At 45.6% G+C, this 20,959-nt stretch carries 20 protein-coding genes, 1 pseudogene and 1 riboswitch; of the genes and pseudogenes, 10 read left to right on the top strand and 11 right to left on the bottom strand.

What is annotated here, in order from left to right:
- The first annotated feature begins 28 nt into the window (after window positions 1-28).
- Together phnX and NXX38_RS25505 are read left to right on the top strand one after the other, a co-directional pair.
- Window positions 29-814 (top strand): phosphonoacetaldehyde hydrolase, encoded by a 786-nt coding sequence (gene phnX, locus NXX38_RS25500; protein ID WP_148365060.1) that lies wholly within the window; start codon window positions 29-31, stop codon window positions 812-814.
- 73 nt (window positions 815-887) lie between these two features.
- Window positions 888-1,976 (top strand): 2-aminoethylphosphonate--pyruvate transaminase, encoded by a 1,089-nt coding sequence (locus NXX38_RS25505; RefSeq protein WP_258981599.1) that lies wholly within the window; start codon window positions 888-890, stop codon window positions 1,974-1,976.
- A gap of 101 nt (window positions 1,977-2,077) precedes the next feature.
- On the opposite strand, the gene NXX38_RS25510 is transcribed toward NXX38_RS25505, so the two are convergent.
- The 4 genes from NXX38_RS25510 to NXX38_RS25525 form a co-directional block, all read right to left on the bottom strand.
- On the bottom strand, window positions 2,078-3,481 hold the full coding sequence (locus tag NXX38_RS25510; protein ID WP_148365062.1) for an MFS transporter: 1,404 nt from the start codon (window positions 3,479-3,481) through the stop codon (window positions 2,078-2,080).
- A gap of 114 nt (window positions 3,482-3,595) precedes the next feature.
- Window positions 3,596-4,054 (bottom strand): anaerobic ribonucleoside-triphosphate reductase activating protein, encoded by a 459-nt coding sequence (nrdG, locus tag NXX38_RS25515; protein WP_148365063.1) that lies wholly within the window; start codon window positions 4,052-4,054, stop codon window positions 3,596-3,598.
- 77 nt (window positions 4,055-4,131) lie between these two features.
- A complete protein-coding gene (locus tag NXX38_RS25520) occupies window positions 4,132-6,525 on the bottom strand; it encodes an anaerobic ribonucleoside triphosphate reductase (protein ID WP_148365064.1) in 2,394 nt (797 codons plus the stop codon).
- Between the two features lie 42 nt (window positions 6,526-6,567).
- Window positions 6,568-6,762, bottom strand: a riboswitch (cobalamin riboswitch).
- 772 nt (window positions 6,763-7,534) lie between these two features.
- A complete protein-coding gene (locus NXX38_RS25525; RefSeq protein ID WP_122136990.1) occupies window positions 7,535-8,047 on the bottom strand; it encodes an HU family DNA-binding protein in 513 nt (170 codons plus the stop codon).
- Between the two features lie 250 nt (window positions 8,048-8,297).
- On the opposite strand from NXX38_RS25525, the gene NXX38_RS25530 reads away from it, so the two are divergent.
- Entirely contained in the window at window positions 8,298-8,549 is a 252-nt protein-coding gene (locus NXX38_RS25530; protein ID WP_148365065.1) for a DUF4248 domain-containing protein, read from the top strand.
- Window positions 8,550-8,812: 263 nt separating this feature from the next.
- Here NXX38_RS25530 and NXX38_RS25535 read toward each other — a convergent pair whose 3' ends face one another.
- The 4 genes from NXX38_RS25535 to NXX38_RS25550 all read right to left on the bottom strand — a co-directional run bounded on the left by NXX38_RS25535 (window position 8,813) and on the right by NXX38_RS25550 (window position 11,133).
- On the bottom strand, window positions 8,813-9,283 hold the full coding sequence (locus NXX38_RS25535; protein WP_258981603.1) for a hypothetical protein: 471 nt from the start codon (window positions 9,281-9,283) through the stop codon (window positions 8,813-8,815).
- Window positions 9,284-9,571: 288 nt separating this feature from the next.
- Window positions 9,572-10,096 carry a hypothetical protein gene (locus NXX38_RS25540; RefSeq protein WP_234133010.1) on the bottom strand — a complete coding sequence of 175 codons (525 nt, stop codon included), beginning with the start codon at window positions 10,094-10,096 and terminating at the stop codon, window positions 9,572-9,574.
- Window positions 10,059-10,796, bottom strand: a complete 738-nt coding sequence (locus tag NXX38_RS25545; RefSeq protein WP_004321738.1) for an ImmA/IrrE family metallo-endopeptidase — start codon at window positions 10,794-10,796, stop codon at window positions 10,059-10,061. Before NXX38_RS25545 ends, NXX38_RS25540 begins: the two co-directional genes overlap by 38 nt.
- Window positions 10,783-11,133: a helix-turn-helix domain-containing protein gene (locus NXX38_RS25550; protein ID WP_004321740.1), complete on the bottom strand. Its 351-nt coding sequence runs from the start codon at window positions 11,131-11,133 to the stop codon at window positions 10,783-10,785. Before NXX38_RS25550 ends, NXX38_RS25545 begins: the two co-directional genes overlap by 14 nt.
- A 219-nt stretch (window positions 11,134-11,352) precedes the next feature.
- On the opposite strand from NXX38_RS25550, the gene NXX38_RS25555 reads away from it, so the two are divergent.
- The 7 genes and pseudogenes from NXX38_RS25555 to NXX38_RS25585 all read left to right on the top strand — a co-directional run.
- Window positions 11,353-11,715, top strand: coding sequence for an SH3 beta-barrel fold-containing protein (locus tag NXX38_RS25555; protein WP_004296751.1), 363 nt, complete (start codon window positions 11,353-11,355; stop codon window positions 11,713-11,715).
- Between the two features lie 2 nt (window positions 11,716-11,717).
- Window positions 11,718-11,945 (top strand): hypothetical protein, encoded by a 228-nt coding sequence (locus NXX38_RS25560; RefSeq protein ID WP_258981605.1) that lies wholly within the window; start codon window positions 11,718-11,720, stop codon window positions 11,943-11,945.
- A 93-nt stretch (window positions 11,946-12,038) separates the two neighbouring features.
- Window positions 12,039-12,782 carry an NUMOD4 motif-containing HNH endonuclease gene (locus NXX38_RS25565; protein ID WP_258981607.1) on the top strand — a complete coding sequence of 248 codons (744 nt, stop codon included), beginning with the start codon at window positions 12,039-12,041 and terminating at the stop codon, window positions 12,780-12,782.
- Window positions 12,779-13,222 carry an N-acetylmuramoyl-L-alanine amidase gene (locus NXX38_RS25570; RefSeq protein WP_258981609.1) on the top strand — a complete coding sequence of 148 codons (444 nt, stop codon included), beginning with the start codon at window positions 12,779-12,781 and terminating at the stop codon, window positions 13,220-13,222. The genes NXX38_RS25565 and NXX38_RS25570 overlap by 4 nt, the downstream gene beginning before the upstream one ends.
- Before the next feature lie 33 nt (window positions 13,223-13,255).
- Window positions 13,256-14,248 carry a DUF4373 domain-containing protein gene (locus NXX38_RS25575; protein WP_258981611.1) on the top strand — a complete coding sequence of 331 codons (993 nt, stop codon included), beginning with the start codon at window positions 13,256-13,258 and terminating at the stop codon, window positions 14,246-14,248.
- A 297-nt stretch (window positions 14,249-14,545) separates the two neighbouring features.
- Window positions 14,546-15,169: an NYN domain-containing protein gene (locus tag NXX38_RS25580; RefSeq protein WP_217721654.1), complete on the top strand. Its 624-nt coding sequence runs from the start codon at window positions 14,546-14,548 to the stop codon at window positions 15,167-15,169.
- A gap of 19 nt (window positions 15,170-15,188) precedes the next feature.
- Window positions 15,189-15,500: pseudogene (locus NXX38_RS25585) on the top strand (hypothetical protein); the annotation flags it as partial.
- 102 nt (window positions 15,501-15,602) lie between these two features.
- Here NXX38_RS25585 and NXX38_RS25590 read toward each other — a convergent pair.
- The 3 genes from NXX38_RS25590 to NXX38_RS25600 all read right to left on the bottom strand — a co-directional run bounded on the left by NXX38_RS25590 (window position 15,603) and on the right by NXX38_RS25600 (window position 20,957).
- Window positions 15,603-16,211 (bottom strand): TetR/AcrR family transcriptional regulator, encoded by a 609-nt coding sequence (locus tag NXX38_RS25590; RefSeq protein WP_148365074.1) that lies wholly within the window; start codon window positions 16,209-16,211, stop codon window positions 15,603-15,605.
- Between the two features lie 10 nt (window positions 16,212-16,221).
- Complete coding sequence (locus NXX38_RS25595; RefSeq protein ID WP_148365075.1) at window positions 16,222-17,586, bottom strand: TolC family protein; 1,365 nt, start codon at window positions 17,584-17,586, stop codon at window positions 16,222-16,224.
- Between the two features lie 173 nt (window positions 17,587-17,759).
- On the bottom strand, window positions 17,760-20,957 hold the full coding sequence (locus NXX38_RS25600; RefSeq protein WP_258981615.1) for an efflux RND transporter permease subunit: 3,198 nt from the start codon (window positions 20,955-20,957) through the stop codon (window positions 17,760-17,762).
- Between the last annotated feature and the right edge of the window lie 2 nt (window positions 20,958-20,959).

Genomic DNA, 20,959 nt, shown 5'->3' on the forward strand with positions numbered 1-20,959 from the left:
AATAAACCAATATTATATAGAAACAAGAATGAAAAAGATTGAATGTATTATTATGGACTGGGCTGGTACAGCCGTTGACTATGGATGTTTTGCCCCCGTAGCTGCTTTTATCGAAGCATTCGCCGAAAAAGGACTGGTGATCGATGTTGTACAGACCCGCAAACCAATGGGACTACCCAAGATTCAACACATCCGCGAACTACTTTCCATGTCTGACGTGAACGAACAGTTTACCGCCCGTTACCAACGCGCCTGGACGGAAGAAGACGTGGTAGAACTGAACCGCCTTTTCGAGAAGCATCTCTTCGCCTCTCTCGAAAACTACACAGACCCTATTCCGGGAGTAATCCCGACTTTGGAGAAGTTACGTGCCGCAGGTATTAAAATAGGATCGACCACCGGCTATACCCGCGAAATGATGGATGTAGTCCTCCCCGCCGCACAGGCAAAAGGATATCACGTGGATTATTGCGCCACTCCCAACCTGCTTCCCGCCGGACGTCCCGCTCCTTACATGATTTTTGAGAACCTGACGAAATTAGCAGTTCCCAGCCTCGACACCGTTATAAAAGTAGGCGACACGATTGCCGATATCCGCGAAGGAGTGAACGCGAAAGTGTATAGTGTAGGCGTGATTCTCGGCAGCAATGAGATGGCACTTACCGAAGCAGAGACAAAATCAATGCCTGCCTCCGAACTCGAAGCCCGCATCGCAGACGTCAAAGAGCGCATGCTTGCCGCAGGAGCTTCTTACGTGATACGCACTATCGAAGAACTTCCCGCACTGATTGAAACGATCAACGCCGGCAACTAACATTCACGCCCGCACCCAACAATCAGAAAAAAACAAAATCATTTATTTATTCATTTCTAAAGAAAACATCATTATGAAACCATATTTGTTATTAACTCCCGGACCTCTAACCACCTCTGAAACAGTAAAAGAAGCCATGATGACCGACTGGTGTACGTGGGACGAAGACTACAACCTCGGCATCGTTCAGGAACTCCGCAAAGACCTGGTTAACATCGCCACTAAAAAACCGGAAGAATACACCTCCATCCTTTTACAGGGAAGCGGAACCTATTGCGTGGAAGCCGTTTTGGGCGCCACCATCACCCCGAAAGACAAACTCCTGATTTGTAGCAACGGAGCCTATGGCGACCGTATGGGCAACATTGCAGAATATTACCACCTCGACTACGACATGCTGGCTTTTGAAGAAACAGAGCAGGTATCAGTTGAATATGTAGACGATTATCTTAGCAATAATTCCGATATCACACATGTCGCTTTCGTTCATTGCGAAACAACGACCGGTATCCTGAATCCGATCAAAGAACTATCCCACATCGTCAAGATGCACGGTAAAAAGCTGATTGTAGACTGTATGAGCAGCTTCGGAGGTATCCCCTTAGATGTAAACGAACTCGGTATCGACTTCCTGATCAGCAGTTCCAACAAGTGTATTCAGGGTGTACCGGGATTCGGATTCATCATCGCCCGCCGTTCGGAATTAAACCATTGCAAAGGAGTGGCACGCTCTCTTTCTCTGGACATCTACGACCAATGGGAAACAATGGAAAAGGGACACGGAAAATGGCGCTTCACTTCACCGACACATGTTGTTCGTGCTTTCAAACAAGCCCTGACGGAATTGATTGAAGAAGGAGACGTAGAAGCACGTTACCAACGTTACTGCGAAAATCACCGTATTTTGGTGGAAGGTATGCGTGCACTCGGATTCACAACATTACTCGAAGATGACATCCAGTCGCCTATCATCACTTCTTTCCTTTATCCGCATGAAGGATTCGACTTCAAAACATTCTATTATGCACTGAAAAATAAAGGATTCGTGATTTACCCGGGAAAGATTTCAAAAGCAGATACCTTCCGTATCGGCAACATCGGTGATGTGCATCCGGAAGACTTCCGCCGTCTGGTAGAAGTCATACGGGAAACGAAATACTAGAAAGTCAAATCTTTCAAGTTCATCTTGAATGATTACTTACTAATATGTTGTATGATGTTCCTGCGAAGTTCTGAAAGACTTAATCCTCTTTCAGGACTTCATTATTTTCTTTTCAGGGTGGAAGGCTGCGATAGCCTCAAGCTACTGACGATGGCTGCCACAACGGCAAACCCACTCCCCACCATCAGGCAAACAGCCGTGCTCCGGCTATGAGTGACAAAGCTGAAAAGCAATGCAACCAATGTTGTTCCGGTGGTCTGCCCCAACAGGCGGGCCATTCCCAGCATCCCACTGGCCCCTCCCGAACGCTGCGTAGGAGCGGAAGAGATAATCGTGCTATTGTTCGGCGTCTGAAACAATCCGAAGCCCGCACCGCATAACATCAAACGCAGGATAATACTTATATCAGATGATTCGGCAGTCAGGCTGGAAAGCGAGAAAAGTCCGATGGCAAACAGAGCCATCCCGATACTTCCCAAGATACCGGGGTGAATACGCTCCACGAGATACCCTGCCAATGGAGCCGTGACCAGCGTAGCCAACGGCCACGGAGTAAGCAAAAGTCCGGTCATCACCTCACTGTGTCCTAAAGTGTTCTGCAGGAAAAAGGGCAGGGAAACCATTGCCGACATTTGAGCGATAAAGGAACAAATGGAAGTCAGGATGGACAACCGGAAAATCGGAATCCGTAACAGGTCGAGTGGTAGTAACGGGGTAGTCTGCGCCAGTTGTCGGCGCACATAGTACGTGCCGACTACAGCCAATACAACCAGTTGGATGAAAAGAAAATCCATTTCCTCGTGATGGGCGAATCCGTCCAGCGTATATATAAGCAGACCGAAGGTTACCGCATTCGCTATGGCGCTGATATAATCAAACTTGCGTTTCGAACGTTCCTCCTGCCTTGGCAGATGTTTGATGCCGAGAAACAATGCGGTAAGTCCCAACGGAACATTAATAGCAAATAACCAGTGCCAGCTGGCAATAGAAAGAATACCGCTCGCCACAGAAGGTCCGGCGGCAGCCGATATGGCAACAACCATCGCATTAATCCCCATTCCCCGCCCAATCTGGCTCTTCGGATAGATATAACGTAGCTGTGCCGTATTCACGCTGGTGATGGCAGAAGCACTGAACCCCTGAAAAATACGGGCGACGGTTAGCGTCCAAAACGAATCGGACAAGGCACAGATCAATGAAGTGATGCAAAACAGCCCGATACCCGAAAGAAAGACTTTCCGGTAACCGATGATTTCACCTAAAGCGGAAAAAGACAATAGCGATATGACGATGGCCAACTGATAGCCGTTGATAATCCAGGTTGTTACTGCGGGAGAAGTCCCAAAATCATGCGAAAGCGTGGGTAGTACGATATTGACGATGTTAATATCCAATACCGACATACAAAGAGCGAATCCGACGGACACCACTGCCCAAATCCGTTTAGGCATCGGCAATCCGTCAGTTTCCTCTATTTTTTGAGTTGGATTTATTGATTGTACCATAAAAACTTATTCTTGTAAGTGTAGTCGTTCCTCCCGGAGGGATTTGTAAAGGTAAACAAAACAATGACAGAGGTGTTTTTGTTTCCTTTGAAAAATAAGTTTTTTTAGTGCAGTTTATTTCAGTTTCAAGATCCGTTGATTGCTGCTTCCCCTGAATTCCAGATACGGAGAGAAAAGAGCCTGCTCGAAGCGTCCGTCCACCAATACGTCTATATAATCAAGGGCAGCGCTCAAGCGGGGGTGTGCCTTGATTTCTTCGTAGCTATATCCTGTATAGCACCACACATTCATCCCCGTCTCCTCTTTCACCCGTTTCAGTAAAGGCAGAAACTCCTCCGGACGGAAGAACGGATCACCACCGGAAAAAGTAACACCGTCCAGCAAAGGATTTGCCTTGATTTCACGGATGATGGACTGTATTTTTTCTTCCGTCAGTTCTTCCCCCGCCCCCGGATTCCAGCTCTCCGGGTTGTGGCAACCGGGACAGTGATGGGAACATCCGGCAAGATAAATAGAGTACCGGATGCCTTCACCATCAACAATCGTTTCAGGATAAGTTCCTAATAAATTCACTTCTTAAATTGAAAATTGAAAGTTGAAAATTAAAAAATTAAAGATAGAAGCCTATTAGTGAGGCCATTTTCAACTCCTTACAGGTGTTTTACGCGGTCTTGTTCTTCTGCCCGCTTGGCAGAGTTCCAAGAACTTAAATCGCCTGTCAGGTAACCGGTTATACGGCGCATACGAAGGATGCTTTCACTCTGGCACACCGGACATTTATCGAAGATAACCCCCTTGTAACCACAGTTATGGCAAGTATCTACCGGGTGGTTGATAGAGCCGTAGCCGATCCCCTCGTCGTGCATCACTTTCACAATCTTGGCGATGGCACGTACATTCTTCTGTGCTTCACCGTCCAGCTCTACATACGTGATATGTCCGCCGCGCGTAATGGCGTGGAACGGAGCTTCACACTTGATTTTCTCAACGATGCTGATCGGTTCTTTCACGTCTACGTGGAAAGAGTTGACATAATAGTCGCGGTCTGTCACTCCGGGGATTTTTCCATATTTCCGACGATCCATTTTAGTGAAGCGTCCCGAAAGTCCTTCGGCAGGAGTAGCCAGAACGGAGTAGTTCAGGTTATATTTCTCTTTATATTCGTTTACCACTTTATTCATTTCCATCACAGCTTCATACAACGTGTCCCATGCTTTCTGGTTGTGTCCGTGCCCTTGGCCGTAGAGAGCCACCATCGCATTGTGTCCGCCGATAAATCCGATTCCCAGCGTACCGCTGCGCAATGCGTCACCCACCTGTTCGTTCGGGTTCAAATCCCCGCCGCCTTTCCACACATTATTTCCCATCATGAACGGGAACTGACGTGCCAAGGCCGTACGCTGATACTGATAACGCTCGTAAAGCTGATCGGCTACAAGAACCGACATAGTATGTACGGATTCGATGAAAATTTCTTTTGCCTTCTGTTCAATGGCATCCTTGTTGCGTTCATCCTCTATCAGGTTTTCCGCCTTGATGCGGGCTTCGATAGCCAGTCTCGGCATATTCAGCGTAGTGAATGAAAGATTGCCACGGCCTAAAGAAGATTTTTCTCCTGCCACGTTTTCAAAAACACGGGTACGGCAACCCATCGTCGCCAATTCGTAGATGTAACGTTTCGGATCGTCCGCTTTCCATTTCTCGTTTTGGTTGAAAGGTGCGTCGAGGAACATGAAGTTCGGGAACAGCGCTTTCGCCGTAGTCTGGCAAGCCTTCAACAGCAAGTCGAAGTTGGGAGCTTCGTAACGGTCAGTCATTGCCTCTTCGATGTTTTCCGCTTTCATTGCTTTCTCAAAGTCTTTCTCCGAGTAAGAAACTCCGTCTTTCACCTTGAAAATCTGGATCGGGAATACAGGCACTTCGCCTCTTGTGCCCAATCCTTCAATGGTAGCTTTCAGCAATTCTTCGATCACCATGCGACCTTCTGCAGAAGTGTCGGTACCGTAGTTGATGGAGCTGAATACCACCTGATTACCGCCACGTGAATGCATCGTGTTGAGGTTGTGGATAAATCCTTCCATTGCCTGATGGGTATCTTTGCGGGTCTGCTGATAAGCTTTCTCAACGATACGGGCAAGGTGTTCCTTGTCTATAATGATTTGTAAAGCCACTAAAGCGATGCGCAATGTTTCGCGTTCGGCTTCGGTGGACTTGATAGACGGAAGATATTCTTTAATCAATGTGCGAATGGATTTCTCATCGGCCTGATGTCCGTTTTCCATGGCGACATAGAAATTGATGAACGATGCCAGATGCTTGCGGAAAGATTTGGCCACACCTTTTGCCATGAAGAAATCGAAAGCAGGAATTGCCTGTCCGCCGTGTTGCTCATTCTGGTTCGTCTGGAAGATAATGGTAGCCAGCGTAGCATAACTCTGGATGCTTTGCGGGGTACGGATACTGCCGTTCTTTGTGCGGAAACCGCGTTCAAAGAGGTCGTCCATATCATATTGGATACAGGTTGTCGTCTTTGTCGGATAATAGTCCAAGTCGTGGATGTGAATATCTCCCAACTGGTGTGCTTCGGCAAAACGTTTCGGCAACAAGTATTTATACGTATAATCTTTGGTTACTTCGGAAGCGAACGTCATCATCTGGCCGGCAGGCGTGTGACTGCTCATGTTGGCATTGCTCAAGTTGACATCGTTCTTGTCGATAGCAACGATGCCGTCCATCACTTGCTTCATCTGGGTTTTCTTATCGCGCTCCGTATTCCGCCATTCGCGATAAATAATATATTTCTTCGCTACTTCCGGGCGTACTTTCATCAACGACTTTTCTACTAAATCCTGAATCTCTTCTACGGTAATAGTAGGAGTTGTAAACTGACTGATTACGTTCATAGTGATGTCAGCCACCAACTGCTGCTCATCCTGAAAACCGGTTGCACTGAATGCCTTACTGATTGCATTCTTAATCTTACTGATAGAGAAATCTTCTCTTTTACCATCACGTTTGATGATACAAATTTCCGCGTAGTTCATAACTTTAACTCCCGAAAGCTTATTAAATTAAAAATTGAAAATTGAAAATTAAAAAATTCCGGCAGGTCTTCTGACTTATCTCTCCCTCGCAACACCTTCCCACACCGATGTCGATGCAGTGGCATATTGTGCGGATTCTTAGAGAATTACAGCAGCGGGTACTGTCGCCGATTTACACAGCGTTCCCTCATTGACTAAACCTCTTTTAGCTCCGAAACCGGATACAAAGATAGAAGATTATCTAATAGCTTGGTTAGCTTTTAACATTAAATTTTGGGAAACTTTTCTTTCTCGCTGATATAGAAAGTTTTCCAAAACGGAAAACTTTTTTCTGATTTTAACGCAAGAAGTATTCTGTTTTCATTCATCTTTTTTCCGGAAAACAGACATCTCACAGGACACCTATCCCCTATTGCAGCTACAAAAGTGGGAAATTATTTTCTTTTGTTCTATACAAAATCAAAGAAATATTTCTGCCTTTTAAAAATTACTACTGATTTTTTCTTTTTCACTATGTTTCCGAAAAAGGATTTTCGGAATACGAAAAAAGAAAAGCTGCCTCGTTCATTCGAGACAGCTTTTCACTTATTCCTTAACCTTACGTTTACTCTATGAATGGCTACACGTTTTTACCTGTTACGCGAGCTACGTGCGGGCGACACGTCTTACATATTTACGCTATTCGGTTTCATACCTTTTTCAGATACGCCAACTCTTTTCTATCTGGCTAGTCCTTTTCTATCTGGCTAGTCCTTTTCTACCTTACCGTTTCTCCGGTGGCGGAAACGCAAAACTGCTTCAAGAATATCCAGCAACTTTTCCAATAATAATCTCATCCGTTTTCTTTTAAAGGTTAATAATCCGTTTTAAATACCTGTCACTAATTAATTACTATCTTTTTCCAGGCACGGATTACACAGATTAACACGGCTACTTTGCAGCAATGACAACACTAAAGACCGTGAAATCCGTGTAATCCGTGCCTAAATTATTGTATAAACAAATTCGGTTAAGCGGCCGGATCCGGAGCTTCGCCTCCTCCGCCACCAGGTTCGTTGCCGTCATCCGGGTCTTTGTCAATGACGTCGTCGGCAACAAACGAACCCGCTACATCCTTGATGTGCACAAATTCCACTCCAGTGGTCAATGCGCGGGTAGCACTTCCGTTAGCGGCACGGGTGTATTCAGGGGTAAACTGACAACGCAATGAAGTGATCTGCGAACTGCTGACCTTACTCTCCAACTCCACTCCTTTTCCTCCTGCTTTGGCAATCATAGTAAATGTCCCCAAGCCTTCGAGGCGCACCGTGCGACTGTTGAGCAACTGTTCACGCATCACCGACATCAGGTTACGAATCACGTTATGAACATCACCCGCCGTCAGCGAGGCTTTTTCTGCAATCAATTCCGCCATTTTCTGCGTATTGACCATTTTCCCGAATTTCACCAGACGGGGATAATAAAGTTTCTGTCCTTCCTTGTTGGCAAGTGTTGCCTGATAAGGTTTGTAAATTAATGGCATACTATTTTCCTTTCTTTTTTGATTGATAAATAAATAACTACTGTCTGTAACCGATTACGAAGACAAAAGTACACGAAGAGAAGAAAGCAGGGAAACACGATGTTACAACCCGTCGCAAGAGAGAACAGACAAGCACAAATTGACACGATTCATGCCTGCAAAGGCTTCTGTACAAAACAGAACCAACCGGCATAAAAAGGCGTACCTTTGTATGAGTTCATACAAAATAAACCTCTAAAAAACAGTCAATATGAAAACAGAAACAACTCCAAAAGCAGAAACAGAAAGCCGTACCCGCATACAATCCTATAGCAAAAGCCAGCTGGCCGGACTTTACCTGCCTCACATACAGTCCGCCTCGGCACGACGCACCCTCCGTAGTTGGATTGCCAAGAATACCGCACTGCAAGCCGCACTCGCCCAAACCGGATATAGCGAAAAAGCCATCCTGCTCACTCCGGCACAAGTAGGACTATTCTTCAAGTTTTTAGGAGAACCTTGAAACGACTCTTTTATAAGGAAATATCATTCGGACAAAGACAAAACAAGGCAAAAACAAGGCAAAGATAAATAAGGCAAGACCAAACAAAGCGGACATTTCATCACAGATCACGCGAATCAAATTATAACTTGCTGATTGCTGTTATAAAGAATCCAAGATAATCTGTAGTGAAATGTCCGCCCATTAGATGAGAAAAGGATTATATCATTCCGGAGTACTTCCTCCCGACGGCTTCATCAAATCGACTGCCCCCCCGTTTTCCTCTATTCTCCATCTTTTTTCTTCACCTTTCCTTCCTTTTCACCAGTCTCCGGAAGCAATGTTTTATCGTCATTAAACTGAATATCAATACGAATATGATGATTATCATCAACTGTATAGCCTACATCCGCAGAATCTCCTAGAAAAAGCTTCAGAATCCAGCACAACACCTCCGGAATATTGGGAATAATCGTTGCCCTTCCAATCACACAGGAGAAAAAATTAAAGATAGTTGTCCAATTGGGTATAGGGCTCCGACCGTCGAAATTACACCTGTACACACGCCCCACGGACGAACGCGGACAATCCGAATTCTTTTCAACATATTTTTCTGAAATATTATTCAGTTGCCCCAACTTAAAAACACAATCAATCACTTTCTTTTTAACATCATCGTCGCTGTGACGTACACCGGCCATTTCTTTCTGACCATTTTCACTGTTAAAAATCACTTTTCTTTCTACCTTAGTCATTTTTTACATTTTATTTAATATTCATCTTTAAACTTCACGACAAAAGTAAGATGCTTATTTTAACATCTATGTTCAAGCATGACACATTCTATATTTTTTCATCCATATTTTCACAAAAAAGAGGTTTTGGGGTACCCATTTTCTACCTTACCACTATTATCAAGAAAATAGATGAAATAAAATCTGCCAAAGAGGAAAGAAATCACTCGTTCCAAGAGCTGTGATTTGCGCTAAGAAAAGATACCTGAACTATTACTAAAAATAAATCAAGAGAATAGAAAAGCGATGTCAAATAGCGACTGTACATTTATAGCGGGTAATATCAACTTCCGGCAACTTGCTCCCTGAAGCAATTACCTTAGCAATAAACTCGTTACATTCCTCTGCCGAAAGCTTCTTCCGGCAAAAAGCGTAATATAGAAAATCAAGAGTAGTCAGAAAAGTTATACCGTTCTGCAAACAATAGTCCTTTATATCCTTCAAATTACTGCTACCCAGCACATCACGGTGGTCTCTGCAATAAATCATGCAGGCACTCTCACCGTGTCCAAACGTTTTAAGTAATTGGAAATAATCTTTCAGCGATGCTCCCGTAGGGGAGAAACGTTCTTGCGTTATCTTTGAAAAATAAGAAGTATAATTATCAATCAGGGCTTTAGTCCGGTGATCTTTGGATACTTCATTATAAACCACATCCAAAATAACATATTCGTATTCGGGAAAGATGTCCGGCAACAAAGAAAATGCTTCCGCTTTCACAAAATGGATGATAACGTCAGCATCCAGTATTATTTTCGTCTTCTTCTGTTGCATGTGTGTTTATTTTGCGGAGTAACTCCCAATAATGCCCCTCTGATATTTTTTCCTGTTCAAAAAGTGAACGGGCTTTTTCGCCAAAGTCTCCGATTACCAGTCCTTCGTTTGCCGGATCATATAATGCAGTGTCATAACCGAAACACAAAGCCGAGTGTTTCACCGGTTCATCTGCCAGCGCAAGACGTGCAGCATTGGTCAGTAAACCAACATTCAGCAATCTGTAAAGCAGTGCAGAGCGGGAAACAGAAAAGTAATGTTCCAATTTCAACACTGTTGCCAATGAGATCTTTTTTGTTTTCAATTCATTTTCCGGGATAAGTTGACAAAGTCCTGTCTCCGGCATCAGCAAAGAAGAAGCAAACATATCGGCGCTCTGTTCTACGGGGTCTTTACTTCCACTACAAGGGTTGCATTTGTGCGGAGTTGGTTTACTTTCAATATACAAGTGATAGAGTTCGTGGGCAATCGTGAAATGTTGCCTGCCTCTTGAATGGGAAGAATTCACGAGCATGAACCGATGTCCGGAACCGTCTTTGAGGCACATTCCCGAAAAGTTATCGGAAAGAGGGCGGAAAATGGTCAATACATTCAATTTCAGCAACAGACTTTTCAGATTAATGGCTTCCGAAGCACTCAATCCGTTATCCGCGCGAAATTCCGCCACTTGTCTTTCTATGATGAATTTATTTGGAGCCATTTCCAATCCGTTCCATTTTAAGGTAAGACTTCACGAGATCTTTAAAATGGGCTATTTCTTTCAAATCCCCTTCTTCAACATCGGAGATACGAAAAGCAGTAGCCAGAATCTCATTGTCGGCTTCTACATTATCTTCAAACAGAAGAAACGCTTCACAGCCAAACAAATCAGCAATCTTCTCTAACAAATGAAAAGGCACTTCACGAACACCGCTTTCATAGTTACTATAAGCCGACCGCTCCACACCGATAGATTTCGCTACCTGCTCCTGCGTAAAACCGGATAATTCTCTGGTTTTCTTCAAGTTCTCTCCGACAATCTGATTCATGGTTTTCATTAGTCACCTCCTTTATTCTGTGGCAAAAGTAATTCTAAAATAAATAATAAACAAGTTTTGCCACAGATAAGTTTAATCTTCCGCCATTTACTTTTTCTCACATAGCACTCAATCATGACTCAATCGTTTCAACGTCTTTTTATGGTTCACGCTTGGACAGCTTTTACATTACCTGCTCTCTATCTTTGCCCCATAATCAAATCATTAAAACGAATCAAAATGACTGAAACTGAAAAAAATCATTCCTTCCAACGAGTACAGCTAATGAAGCAAGCTGCCGTCATCCGGCAAAACAACGGTATGAACCGGCACGATGCACTCGTCACGGCTCACCGGATAGGAGCTCTCATCCGGCAGATGCATCACGGAAATGTCTGTTTCCGCTACACCAAACAGGATGGAACCATCCGACATGCCACCGGCACCCTCACCGGATATGAACATAGTTTCCACCGTCCGTATCTACCCAAACCGGAAAATACGTTCGTTGTCTACTATGACATCGAAGCCAAAGGCTGGCGCACCTTTCACGCTGAAAATTTTCTGGATATCGAAACGGACGGGCAAGACAGCAACAAGTAAAAATGAATCTGCAAAAGAATGGAATGAACGGACAGGAACGAAAAGAATGGGAGGCGCTTTGCAGGCAGTATAACGTAGATTCGCTATATGAGGCTATTCAAGGCTGCCGGGAAGAACTGGAGTTTCTGATTCATTGTGCCGAACGGCTCGAACCTCATACGGAGGAGGAAGAAACGCCGTTTAACACATACAGACCACAGCGTTTCTCCGTACCAGAAAACGCCGTTTAACAGATGGAGGAAACGCCGTTTCTCCCCGCATGATTCAGAAAAACGATTATTTTTTAACAGAGTATAATTTTATTAACATTATCAATATCAAGTATGGAAAATTGGAGATTTATTGAAGAAAACCCCGACTATATGATTTCAGATCACGGACGGGTATTGAGTTTCAAGGGCAGATCAAAGTTGATCCTTTGTGCCAAAATCATGGGGACCGGTTACGAAACTGTCATACTGCCGAATAAAGGTGTTTGTATCGAATACAAAATTCATCGTTTGGTTGCCAAAGCATTCATCCTCAACCCGGAGCATCTGCCACAGATTAACCACCTCGACGGCAATACGATGAACAACCATGTGTCAAACCTCGAATGGTGCGATGCATACACCAATATGATGCACGCCATCCGAACGGGATTACGACGTACGGGAGTGGGATCTCATCAAACACCTTTCGCCGTTACGGATGCAACGGGGAAAGTATTGCGTGCCTACCCGTCTATGAAAGAAATGGTCAGAGAGGAACGTCTGAAGCCTGCGCACCGAAACTGGCTTATCCTCCAACTAAAGCATCCGGACCGCGTGAAACAACACGCCTTGCGTGTGCAACATCATCGGGGAGATGCTTTTATCATGGTTCAGACAAGGCCTGATCTGATTACAGTGCTTAATCGGCCCACCATACCTAATCAAACGACAACGCCGCCGATGGATGCTCCCTTCTCTCCGGTGCTCCATTCAGTAACAAAGCAATATTACCGCCAACTGTCCAAAGAGGAGGCTATTGCGTTCGGAGTTATCTCACCTGCCGTCTGCAAACAGGAAAGGAGGATTCTGCCATGAAAGACACGATCATCATCCACTGTTCCGCCACTCGTGCGGGACAGGATTTTGCCGCTATCGACATCGACCGCTGGCATCGTCAACGTGGTTTCCGTTCTATCGGTTATCATTTCGTCATCCGTCTCGACGGTACGATTGAACCGGGAAGAGATGTTGCTCTCGATGGAGCGCATTGCACGGGTTGGAACCATCGGTCTATCGGTATCTGCTACATTGGCGGATTGGACAGGAACGGCCGGCCTGCCGACACACGAACGGAAGCGCAACGTGAAGCGCTCGTCCGGCTGGTAGAAGATTTGCGCCTTGTCTTCCCTTCTCTGAAGCAGGTGATAGGGCATCGGGACACCAGTCCTGACCTCAACGGAGACGGCATTATCTCACCTGACGAGTATATAAAATCCTGCCCCTGCTTCGATGTAAAAGCAGAATTTATTCAGTAATAATCAACCATTTACAACCAGCATTTTATCATCATGGCCCGTATTTCCAAACCCGGATTAGATTATTTCCCCCTCGATGTCAATTTTCTGCAGGACAGAAAAGTACGCCGCATCTCCTGTCGCCACCACGCGGCAGGGATTGCCGCACTCACTTCGCTGCTCTGCCTCATCTATAAAGAAAAAGGTTATTATATTTTGTGGAACAAAGACACTCTTTTCGACATCGCCCAGGAAGCGTGTTGCGGGGAGGAGGAAATGCAGGCCATCATTGATGATTGCCTGGCAGTGGGGCTGTGCGATGATCTTATATATAAGGAGTATGGCGTACTGACTTCACAAGCGATTCAGGAACAATATCATAAAATCATCACCGACAGCCGGAGAAAATATAAATTGCCCCTGGAACATTTCTGGATTATCAAGGAGGAGAGTAGTGAAATAGAACCGGAAAATACGGATGACTCCGGCAAAAATGTTACAAAACCCCATGAATTTGCTACAACAATGCCACAAACAAAAGAAGAAACGGATACAGATAGCAAAGGTAAACAGGAAAGGGATATGGAAAATGAAATCAAATCTGAAATTAAAAAAGACATAGAGACAGAGAGGGAAGGAAAAGACGGAAAGGAGAATGAGAGGATCATGCCACCCGTTCCGTCAAACAGCGTTTTTCAGGCTTCGCCTGTCGTTGTAGAGGGTTTGTCTTTGGATAAATCGATTGGAAAAGAAACGGTTTCGGAAGGGATGCAAGCGGGAGGAGGCTCGGAAGCTATACTTCTACTTAATATGCAAACTATCGGCATCCGGAACGAACAGACCGTAAAAGCGATTGTCGCCCTTGCCCGACGTAAAGAGTTGGGAGGTCCCGGCGGTATTTTATGGAAAATTCTCAGTTCCCAATACCGCCCTACCCTACTCAAAAAGAATGAACCGGGTGATTACATTCTTTGGGCACTCAATCATCCGACGGAATTTGAGAACACCTACAACGGGACACTGAAAAAGCTAATCAGGGGAAGATAAAGCGGAAAAGTCTGCCTATAAACAAGGAACCTTTTTATTTTTACTGCAAAAGGGATGGAAAACCAAGAACTGTTACATTTTTATAATACAAAGAAAAGACCTCGACTTGTAAAGTGAATGCTTACAATTCGAGAAAACAAAAAAATAGAGCAAATCATAAAAAAAGAAAGAAAAAAGACCTATCAATTTGTTATTCTAAAAAATGATTGTACCTTTGTAGTACAAATTACCCCCCTTAGTTGAGAAACACTAAGGCTGACCCATCAATTAAAGATGGGTTTTTTTATATATAACACTATGGAAGACAAAAAGAAAGTAATAGTCTATGTAGACGGTTTTAACTTCTATTACGGGCTGAAATCGAAAAAATGGAAAATGTGTTATTGGCTGGATTTAGTCGGCTTCTTTAATAACTTTCTAAAGCCATATCAGGAACTGGTAGAAGTCAACTATTTTTCAGCTCGTCCAACAGATGCAGGCAAGCACGATAGACAAGATAAACTATTTCAAGCTAACAAATGCAACCCTAAATTTAACTTGATATTGGGTAAATACCTCAAAAAAGAGATTAAATGCCGTTATTGTGGTGGTATCATTCATTCTTTTGAGGAAAAAGAGACAGATGTACGTATAGCTACAAAAATTCTGTCGGACGCCTATAAAAAGCGTTGTGACATTGCCATCATTGTATCAGCTGACAGCGATTTAATACCACCTGTAGAGCTAATAAGAGAATTTAACCCATTACAAAAGGTCTATGTATATTTTCCTCCTAACAGGTATTCATCTAACTTATCGAATCTAAGCGATGGCACACGTAAACTTGATGGCGCTTTTAATATATTCAAAAAACACATATTGCCCCAAAAAGTACAACTACCAAACGGATATATAATAGAACGCCCGGATGAGTGGAAATAAGATTTTATATCGACCTACCTTGCCGTTCAAGGCACGAAAAGCTGTCTTCGAGAAATTGGAAGATATCGCTGATGTGGCTTCTATGTCTCCGGAAGACAGGGAGCGATACGACAATAGCGTCAAAGTGTACCGAGATTATTTGGTGACAATGGATGCAGCTGAACAAAAAGGAATAAAAGAAGGGTTGGAAAAAGGTATAGAGAAAGGAATGAAAGAAGGTACACAAAGAGCCCAGCTGAAAATAGCCCGGAACATGAAAGCCAAAGGGATAGACAATGAGTCTATCGCCGAATGTACCGATTTACCTTTAAGCATAATCGAAGGATTATAAAGTAATCGGATTCATAAAGGCACTATTTACCAACCAACCGTTTACGAACGAAGAAAATAAAAGAGGTGAGCTCCCTTTACAGGGTAGCCCACCTCTTTCTCTTCATACACAAACATTCAAATTATCAGGTTTCAGGTGTTCGTCAATATAACGGATGCCGTCCATCTTAAAAAGCCCCCGCAGAAGCGTATAGTTCAACATACGCTGCACCAGGTACGGAGTACCTTGCAAACTGCTCTGGTAGATGACCTCCTGCAAATCCGGTGCAAAGCGGTCGGGATCGACTCCGGGAAGCAGATAACCGCAAATCCTGCAATGCGTCAAGACATCAATCAACTGCTGCAACCAGAAAGCCTCCTCCCGCTCGAAAGCAGCACGGTATTCCCTGTCGGCGGCAATATCGAGCAACAACTTTTTTCCCAACGAATGAAGCAGGGTGAGATAGCCGTCCACTGTGATGAAAAGCGCCTCCATACACGAGCTGTCCATCCGTATCTGTTGTTGCTCGATCCGGCTTCTGATTCCTTTGGCAAAATCAGAAAGACAGATACGGAACAGACTCGTTTTGCTGGGAAAGAGCTTGTAAAGCGTCCGCTTCGACATCTTCATTCCCCTGGCTATATCATCCATCGTCAACCCGTCGGCACCATGCAGGTACATTTCCCGTTTGGTGTAGTCGAGTATCCGGCAACGCAGTGTTTCTGGATTCATACATACCTCCCTACATACGGCCGCCACCCAATGCCTGATACAAAGTGATCACGCCCTGGATTTCGGTAAAGCGGTTCGCCACTTGCGACAGTTGCGCATTGAGCAATGTCTGTTGGGCGGTCAGTACTTCCAGATAAGTGGTGTTGCCATGTTTCATCAAGAGGCTTGTGCTCTTGGCTGCCGTTTGCAGGGAAGCCACCTGTTTGTTGTAGTAGTCGGCTTTCTCGCGGGCAGTCTGGTACTGCACCAGTGCCTCGTTCACTTCCACGCCGGCATTCAGCAAGGCCTGTTCGAAACTAAGGCGGGCTTCCTCCTGTTGGGCTTTCGCTATTTTCAGTTGGGCGATATTCACTCCTTTATTAAACAAAGGCTGCGTCAGGGAAGCCACGGCAGAGGCCAGAAACTTACCCGGGTTGACAATCATGCTCCCGCCACTGTTGGTCCATCCTGCACTGCCGCTCAACGTGATGGAAGGATAGAAAGCGGCACGGGCGGCATTCGTTGTATAGAAAGCCTGTGCCAACGAAAATTCTGCGCTACGCACATCAGGACGGTTGGCAAGCATCTGCAAGGGAACACCCACGGAGAAGTTTTCCGGCAACTGCTGATTTCCCAGTTTGCCGCGCTGTATTTTGTGGGGAGTTTCTGCCAGTAAAAGTGCCAGTGAGTTTTCCGCCTGATTGATTTGCTCTTTCAGGTCGAGCACGGTGGTACATATATTGAAGTAGGTAGCCTCCGTCTGCGCCAGTCCCGCTTCATTCACCATCCCGGCCTTTTTCATGGCACGGGTGGCATTCACACTTTCTTTCCAGGCAGCTTCGGTAGCCACAGCTATCTCATACTGCGAATCGAGCATCAACAACGTGTAATACGTGTTGGCAACAGATGCTACCAACTGCGTCTTGACAGCCTGTTCATATTCCTTGCTCTGTTCGTAGGCAGCTTTCGCGCGACGCTTCGCTGTTGTCACCTTTCCAAAAATATCCAGTTCCCACGAAGCAGTCACGGGCAGCGAATAAGTTTGTGTAGCCTTTCCACGGTCGAAGCTGCTGGCAGCTCCTTCCGGCGAAAGAAACAAAGAAGGCAGATAAGACAGTTTGGACGTCAGCAGCGTGGCTTCCGCTTCTTTCACACGCAAATGGGCAGTCTGCATATCGGTGTTGCGCAAGAGTGCCGAGTCCACCAAATTCTGCAGATAAGGGTCGGTAAAGACCTCCCGCCACGAGAGGTTGCCGAAGTTTGCCGTATCGGCGGCAGCAACGGACCCGCTGCCGTAAAGTCCTTCGGGAACTTCCGATACCGGTTTGTATTTATTGTAGATACCGCAACTGCTCAATATAAGCGTTGCTGCGGACAGAATGATTATTTTTCTCATTGGTTCTTATTTTAATTCAGGAACGGATTATTTCGGTTTTATTTTAATTAGGCACGGATAATGCGTTCTTATTTTAATTAGGCACGGATTACGCGGATTACACGGTTTTAAAAGATTGCGCAGCCAAAACTGTGTAATCCGTGTAATCCGTGCCTAAAGCCTTTAATTATTAGTTATCCTTTTCCAGCTTTAGATTTTTCTTCCTCGCTCACTTTGATTTCTTCTTCAATCTGCCAGTCATGCGTCGGCCTGCTCTGCACGGGACGCAAACGTTCCTGCAACCACTGGAAAGCGATAAACAAAGTAGGCACGATGAAGAGCAACGCCAGTGTACCGATGGTCATACCGCCTACTACACCCGTACCCAATGAACGGTTACCGTTGGCTCCTACTCCACTTGACATCATCAGCGGGAACAGACCGAAAATCATCGTCAACGCCGTCATCAAAATCGGACGCAGACGGGCTTTAGCCGCACTGACCGCAGAAGCAATCAGCCCCATGCCTGCTTTACGACGTTCAGCAGCATATTCCGTCAGCAAAATAGCCGTCTTCGCCAGCAGACCGATCAACATAATCAAACCTGTCTGCAGATAAATATTATTCTCCAGTCCGAACATCCGGGCGAAAAGGAAGCTACCCATCAATCCGCAAGGCACACTCAAAAGAACAGCGAACGGAATAATGAAGCTCTCGTAGAGCGCACTCAAAATAAGGTAAATCATCAGGAAGCAGATACCGAAGATAATCACTGTCGTACCGCTTTGCTGGTTTTCCTCACGGGTGATACCTCCGTAATCATAGCCGTAACCTTTCGGAAGAGACTGTTCGGCAGTTTCCTGCACAGCCTTGATGGCGTCTCCCGTACTATATCCGTCGGCCGGCATCGCATTTACCGCAATGGAGTTGTACATATTGAAACGGCTCAATGATTCCGCACCGTAGCTACGGGTCAGCGTAACGAACTGGCTCAACGGCGCCATCTCTCCATTCGACATACGCACAAAAGCATTATCGAGCGAAGTTTCGTCCAAGCGGAACACCGGATCGGCCTGAATCATGACACGGTACACTTTAGAGAAGCGGTTGAAATTGGACACATACTGCCCACCGTAATAACCGGACAGCGTACTCAACACAGCATCGGGCGTGATGCCTGCACGCTTACATTTAGCTGCATCCACCTCTACCGTCCACTGCGGATAGCGCACGTCGAATGTCGAATAAGCCATCGAGATTTCAGGCCGCTGATTCAAGGCTCCCAAATATTGTTGGGTAGTGGTGAAGAACTCTTTCACATCACCGCCCATCTTATCCTGCATATGAAGTTCGAGTGCATTACCCATACCGTATCCCGGAATCATACCCGGAGAGATGGCGAACACACTGGCATCCTTTATATCAGCCGTACGCGCATATACCTGACCGATCACCGACTGCACATTGTCCTCATCCTCCGGACGTTCGTCCCACGGTTTCAATTTGAGAATCAACATACCGAACGAACTACCCTGTCCTGCCAGCAATCCGTAACCCGCCACTTTCTGCACGTGTTTCAGTTGAGGTATTTCCATCAAGCGTTTTTCAATACGCCCCATCACTTCATTCGTTGTTGCCAGCGAACTGCCTGCCGCCGTACTCACATTAACAAAAACAACCCCTTGATCCTCGTCGGGTACCAGACTGGTCTTTGTGGTATTCATCAGGAACACAAGCAACACTACGGAACAAGCCAGCAAAGACCATGTCAGCCATCTGCGCTTGATAAAGAACAATACAATCGTCTTATATTTATCCACCATCACATCGAAAGCCGAATTGAAAGCCTTACGGAAACGTGCCGCAAAGTTGTTCTTCTGCGTTCCGTCTTCATTAATATAAGGTTTCAGCAGCAGTGCACACAAAGCCGGACTCAAAGTCAACGCATTGACTGCGGAAATACCCACCGCAACCGCCATCGTCAGACCGAACTGCGTATAGAACGTACCGGAAGTGCCGCCCATGAAGGACACCGGAATAAACACCGCCATAAACACCAGCGAAGAGGTGACAACGGCATTACTGATTCCTTTCATAGCGTCGATACTTGCCATATACGATGACCTATAGCCCACATCGAACCGCGCCTGCACCGCCTCGACGACAATAATGGCATCATCCACCACCGTACCGATAACGAGCACCAACGCAAACAAAGTCAATAGGTTGATACTGAATCCGGCTATCGCCATGAAAGCAAACGTGCCCACCAGCGAAACTACAATTCCAACCAGCGGAATCAACGTAGAACGGAAGTCCTGCAAAAAGACGTACACCACAAGGATAACCAATATGATAGCCTCAATCAATGTCTTCACTACCTCATGAATGGAAGCGAACAGGAAGTCGTTGGAGCTCATCATCTGCGTCAGTTCCACTCCTTTCGGAAGCTCCTTGCGCGCCTCGTCGAGAAATTTGTCAATGTTCCGGTTTACTTCGGTCGCATTGGAACCCGCAGTCTGGAACACCATGCAGGATATACCCGGATGACCATCCATACCACCATGGTAAGCATAGCTGTCCTGTCCCAGTTGTATATCGGCAATATCCTTCAGTTTCAAAACCTCACCATTATCGGTAGAACGGATAACGATATCCCCGAATTCTTCAGGAGTAATCAAACGTCCCTTGTATTTCATCGTATACTGATACGTTTCATTGGAGTTCTCACCGAACGAACCGGTAGCCGATTCGATATTCTGCTCGGCAAGCACACCGGTAATATCAGACGGAATCAGTTTATACTGTGCCATCACATCCGGCTTCATCCAAACACGCATACTATATTCACCGCCCATAATCATCATATCGCCCACACCGGAGATACGAAGGATTTGAGGTTTCAGGTTGATGCTGATATAGTTGGACAGGAAGTTCTCGTCGTAACTCTCGTCCGGACTGGACAGGGAGAACATCTGCAAAATACTCGTCTGACGCTTGGAAGTGGTCACACCGACTTGGGTTACCTCCGCCGGAAGCTGCCCCGTAGCGCGCGATACACGGTTCTGCACATTGACAGCCGCCATATCGGGGTCTGTGCCCTGCTTAAAATAGACGGTGATGCTCACCGAACCGGCATTGGTGGCGGAAGAAGTCATGTAGGTCATGTCTTCCACTCCGTTGATCGCCTCTTCCAAAGGCGCAATAACACTCTTCTGCAATGTTTCCGCACTGGCGCCATAATAGGTGGTACTCACCATAATGGTAGGCGGAGCAATATCAGGATACTGCTCAACGGGCAGAGTGAACAGCCCGATGATACCCACTACGACAATCGTGATAGAGATGACTGCCGATAATACGGGGCGTTCAATAAAGGTTCTTAAATTCATGA

Origin of the sequence: Bacteroides sp. BFG-637, assembly GCF_024793605.1 — a bacterium.
Classification (GTDB): domain Bacteria; phylum Bacteroidota; class Bacteroidia; order Bacteroidales; family Bacteroidaceae; genus Bacteroides; species Bacteroides vicugnae.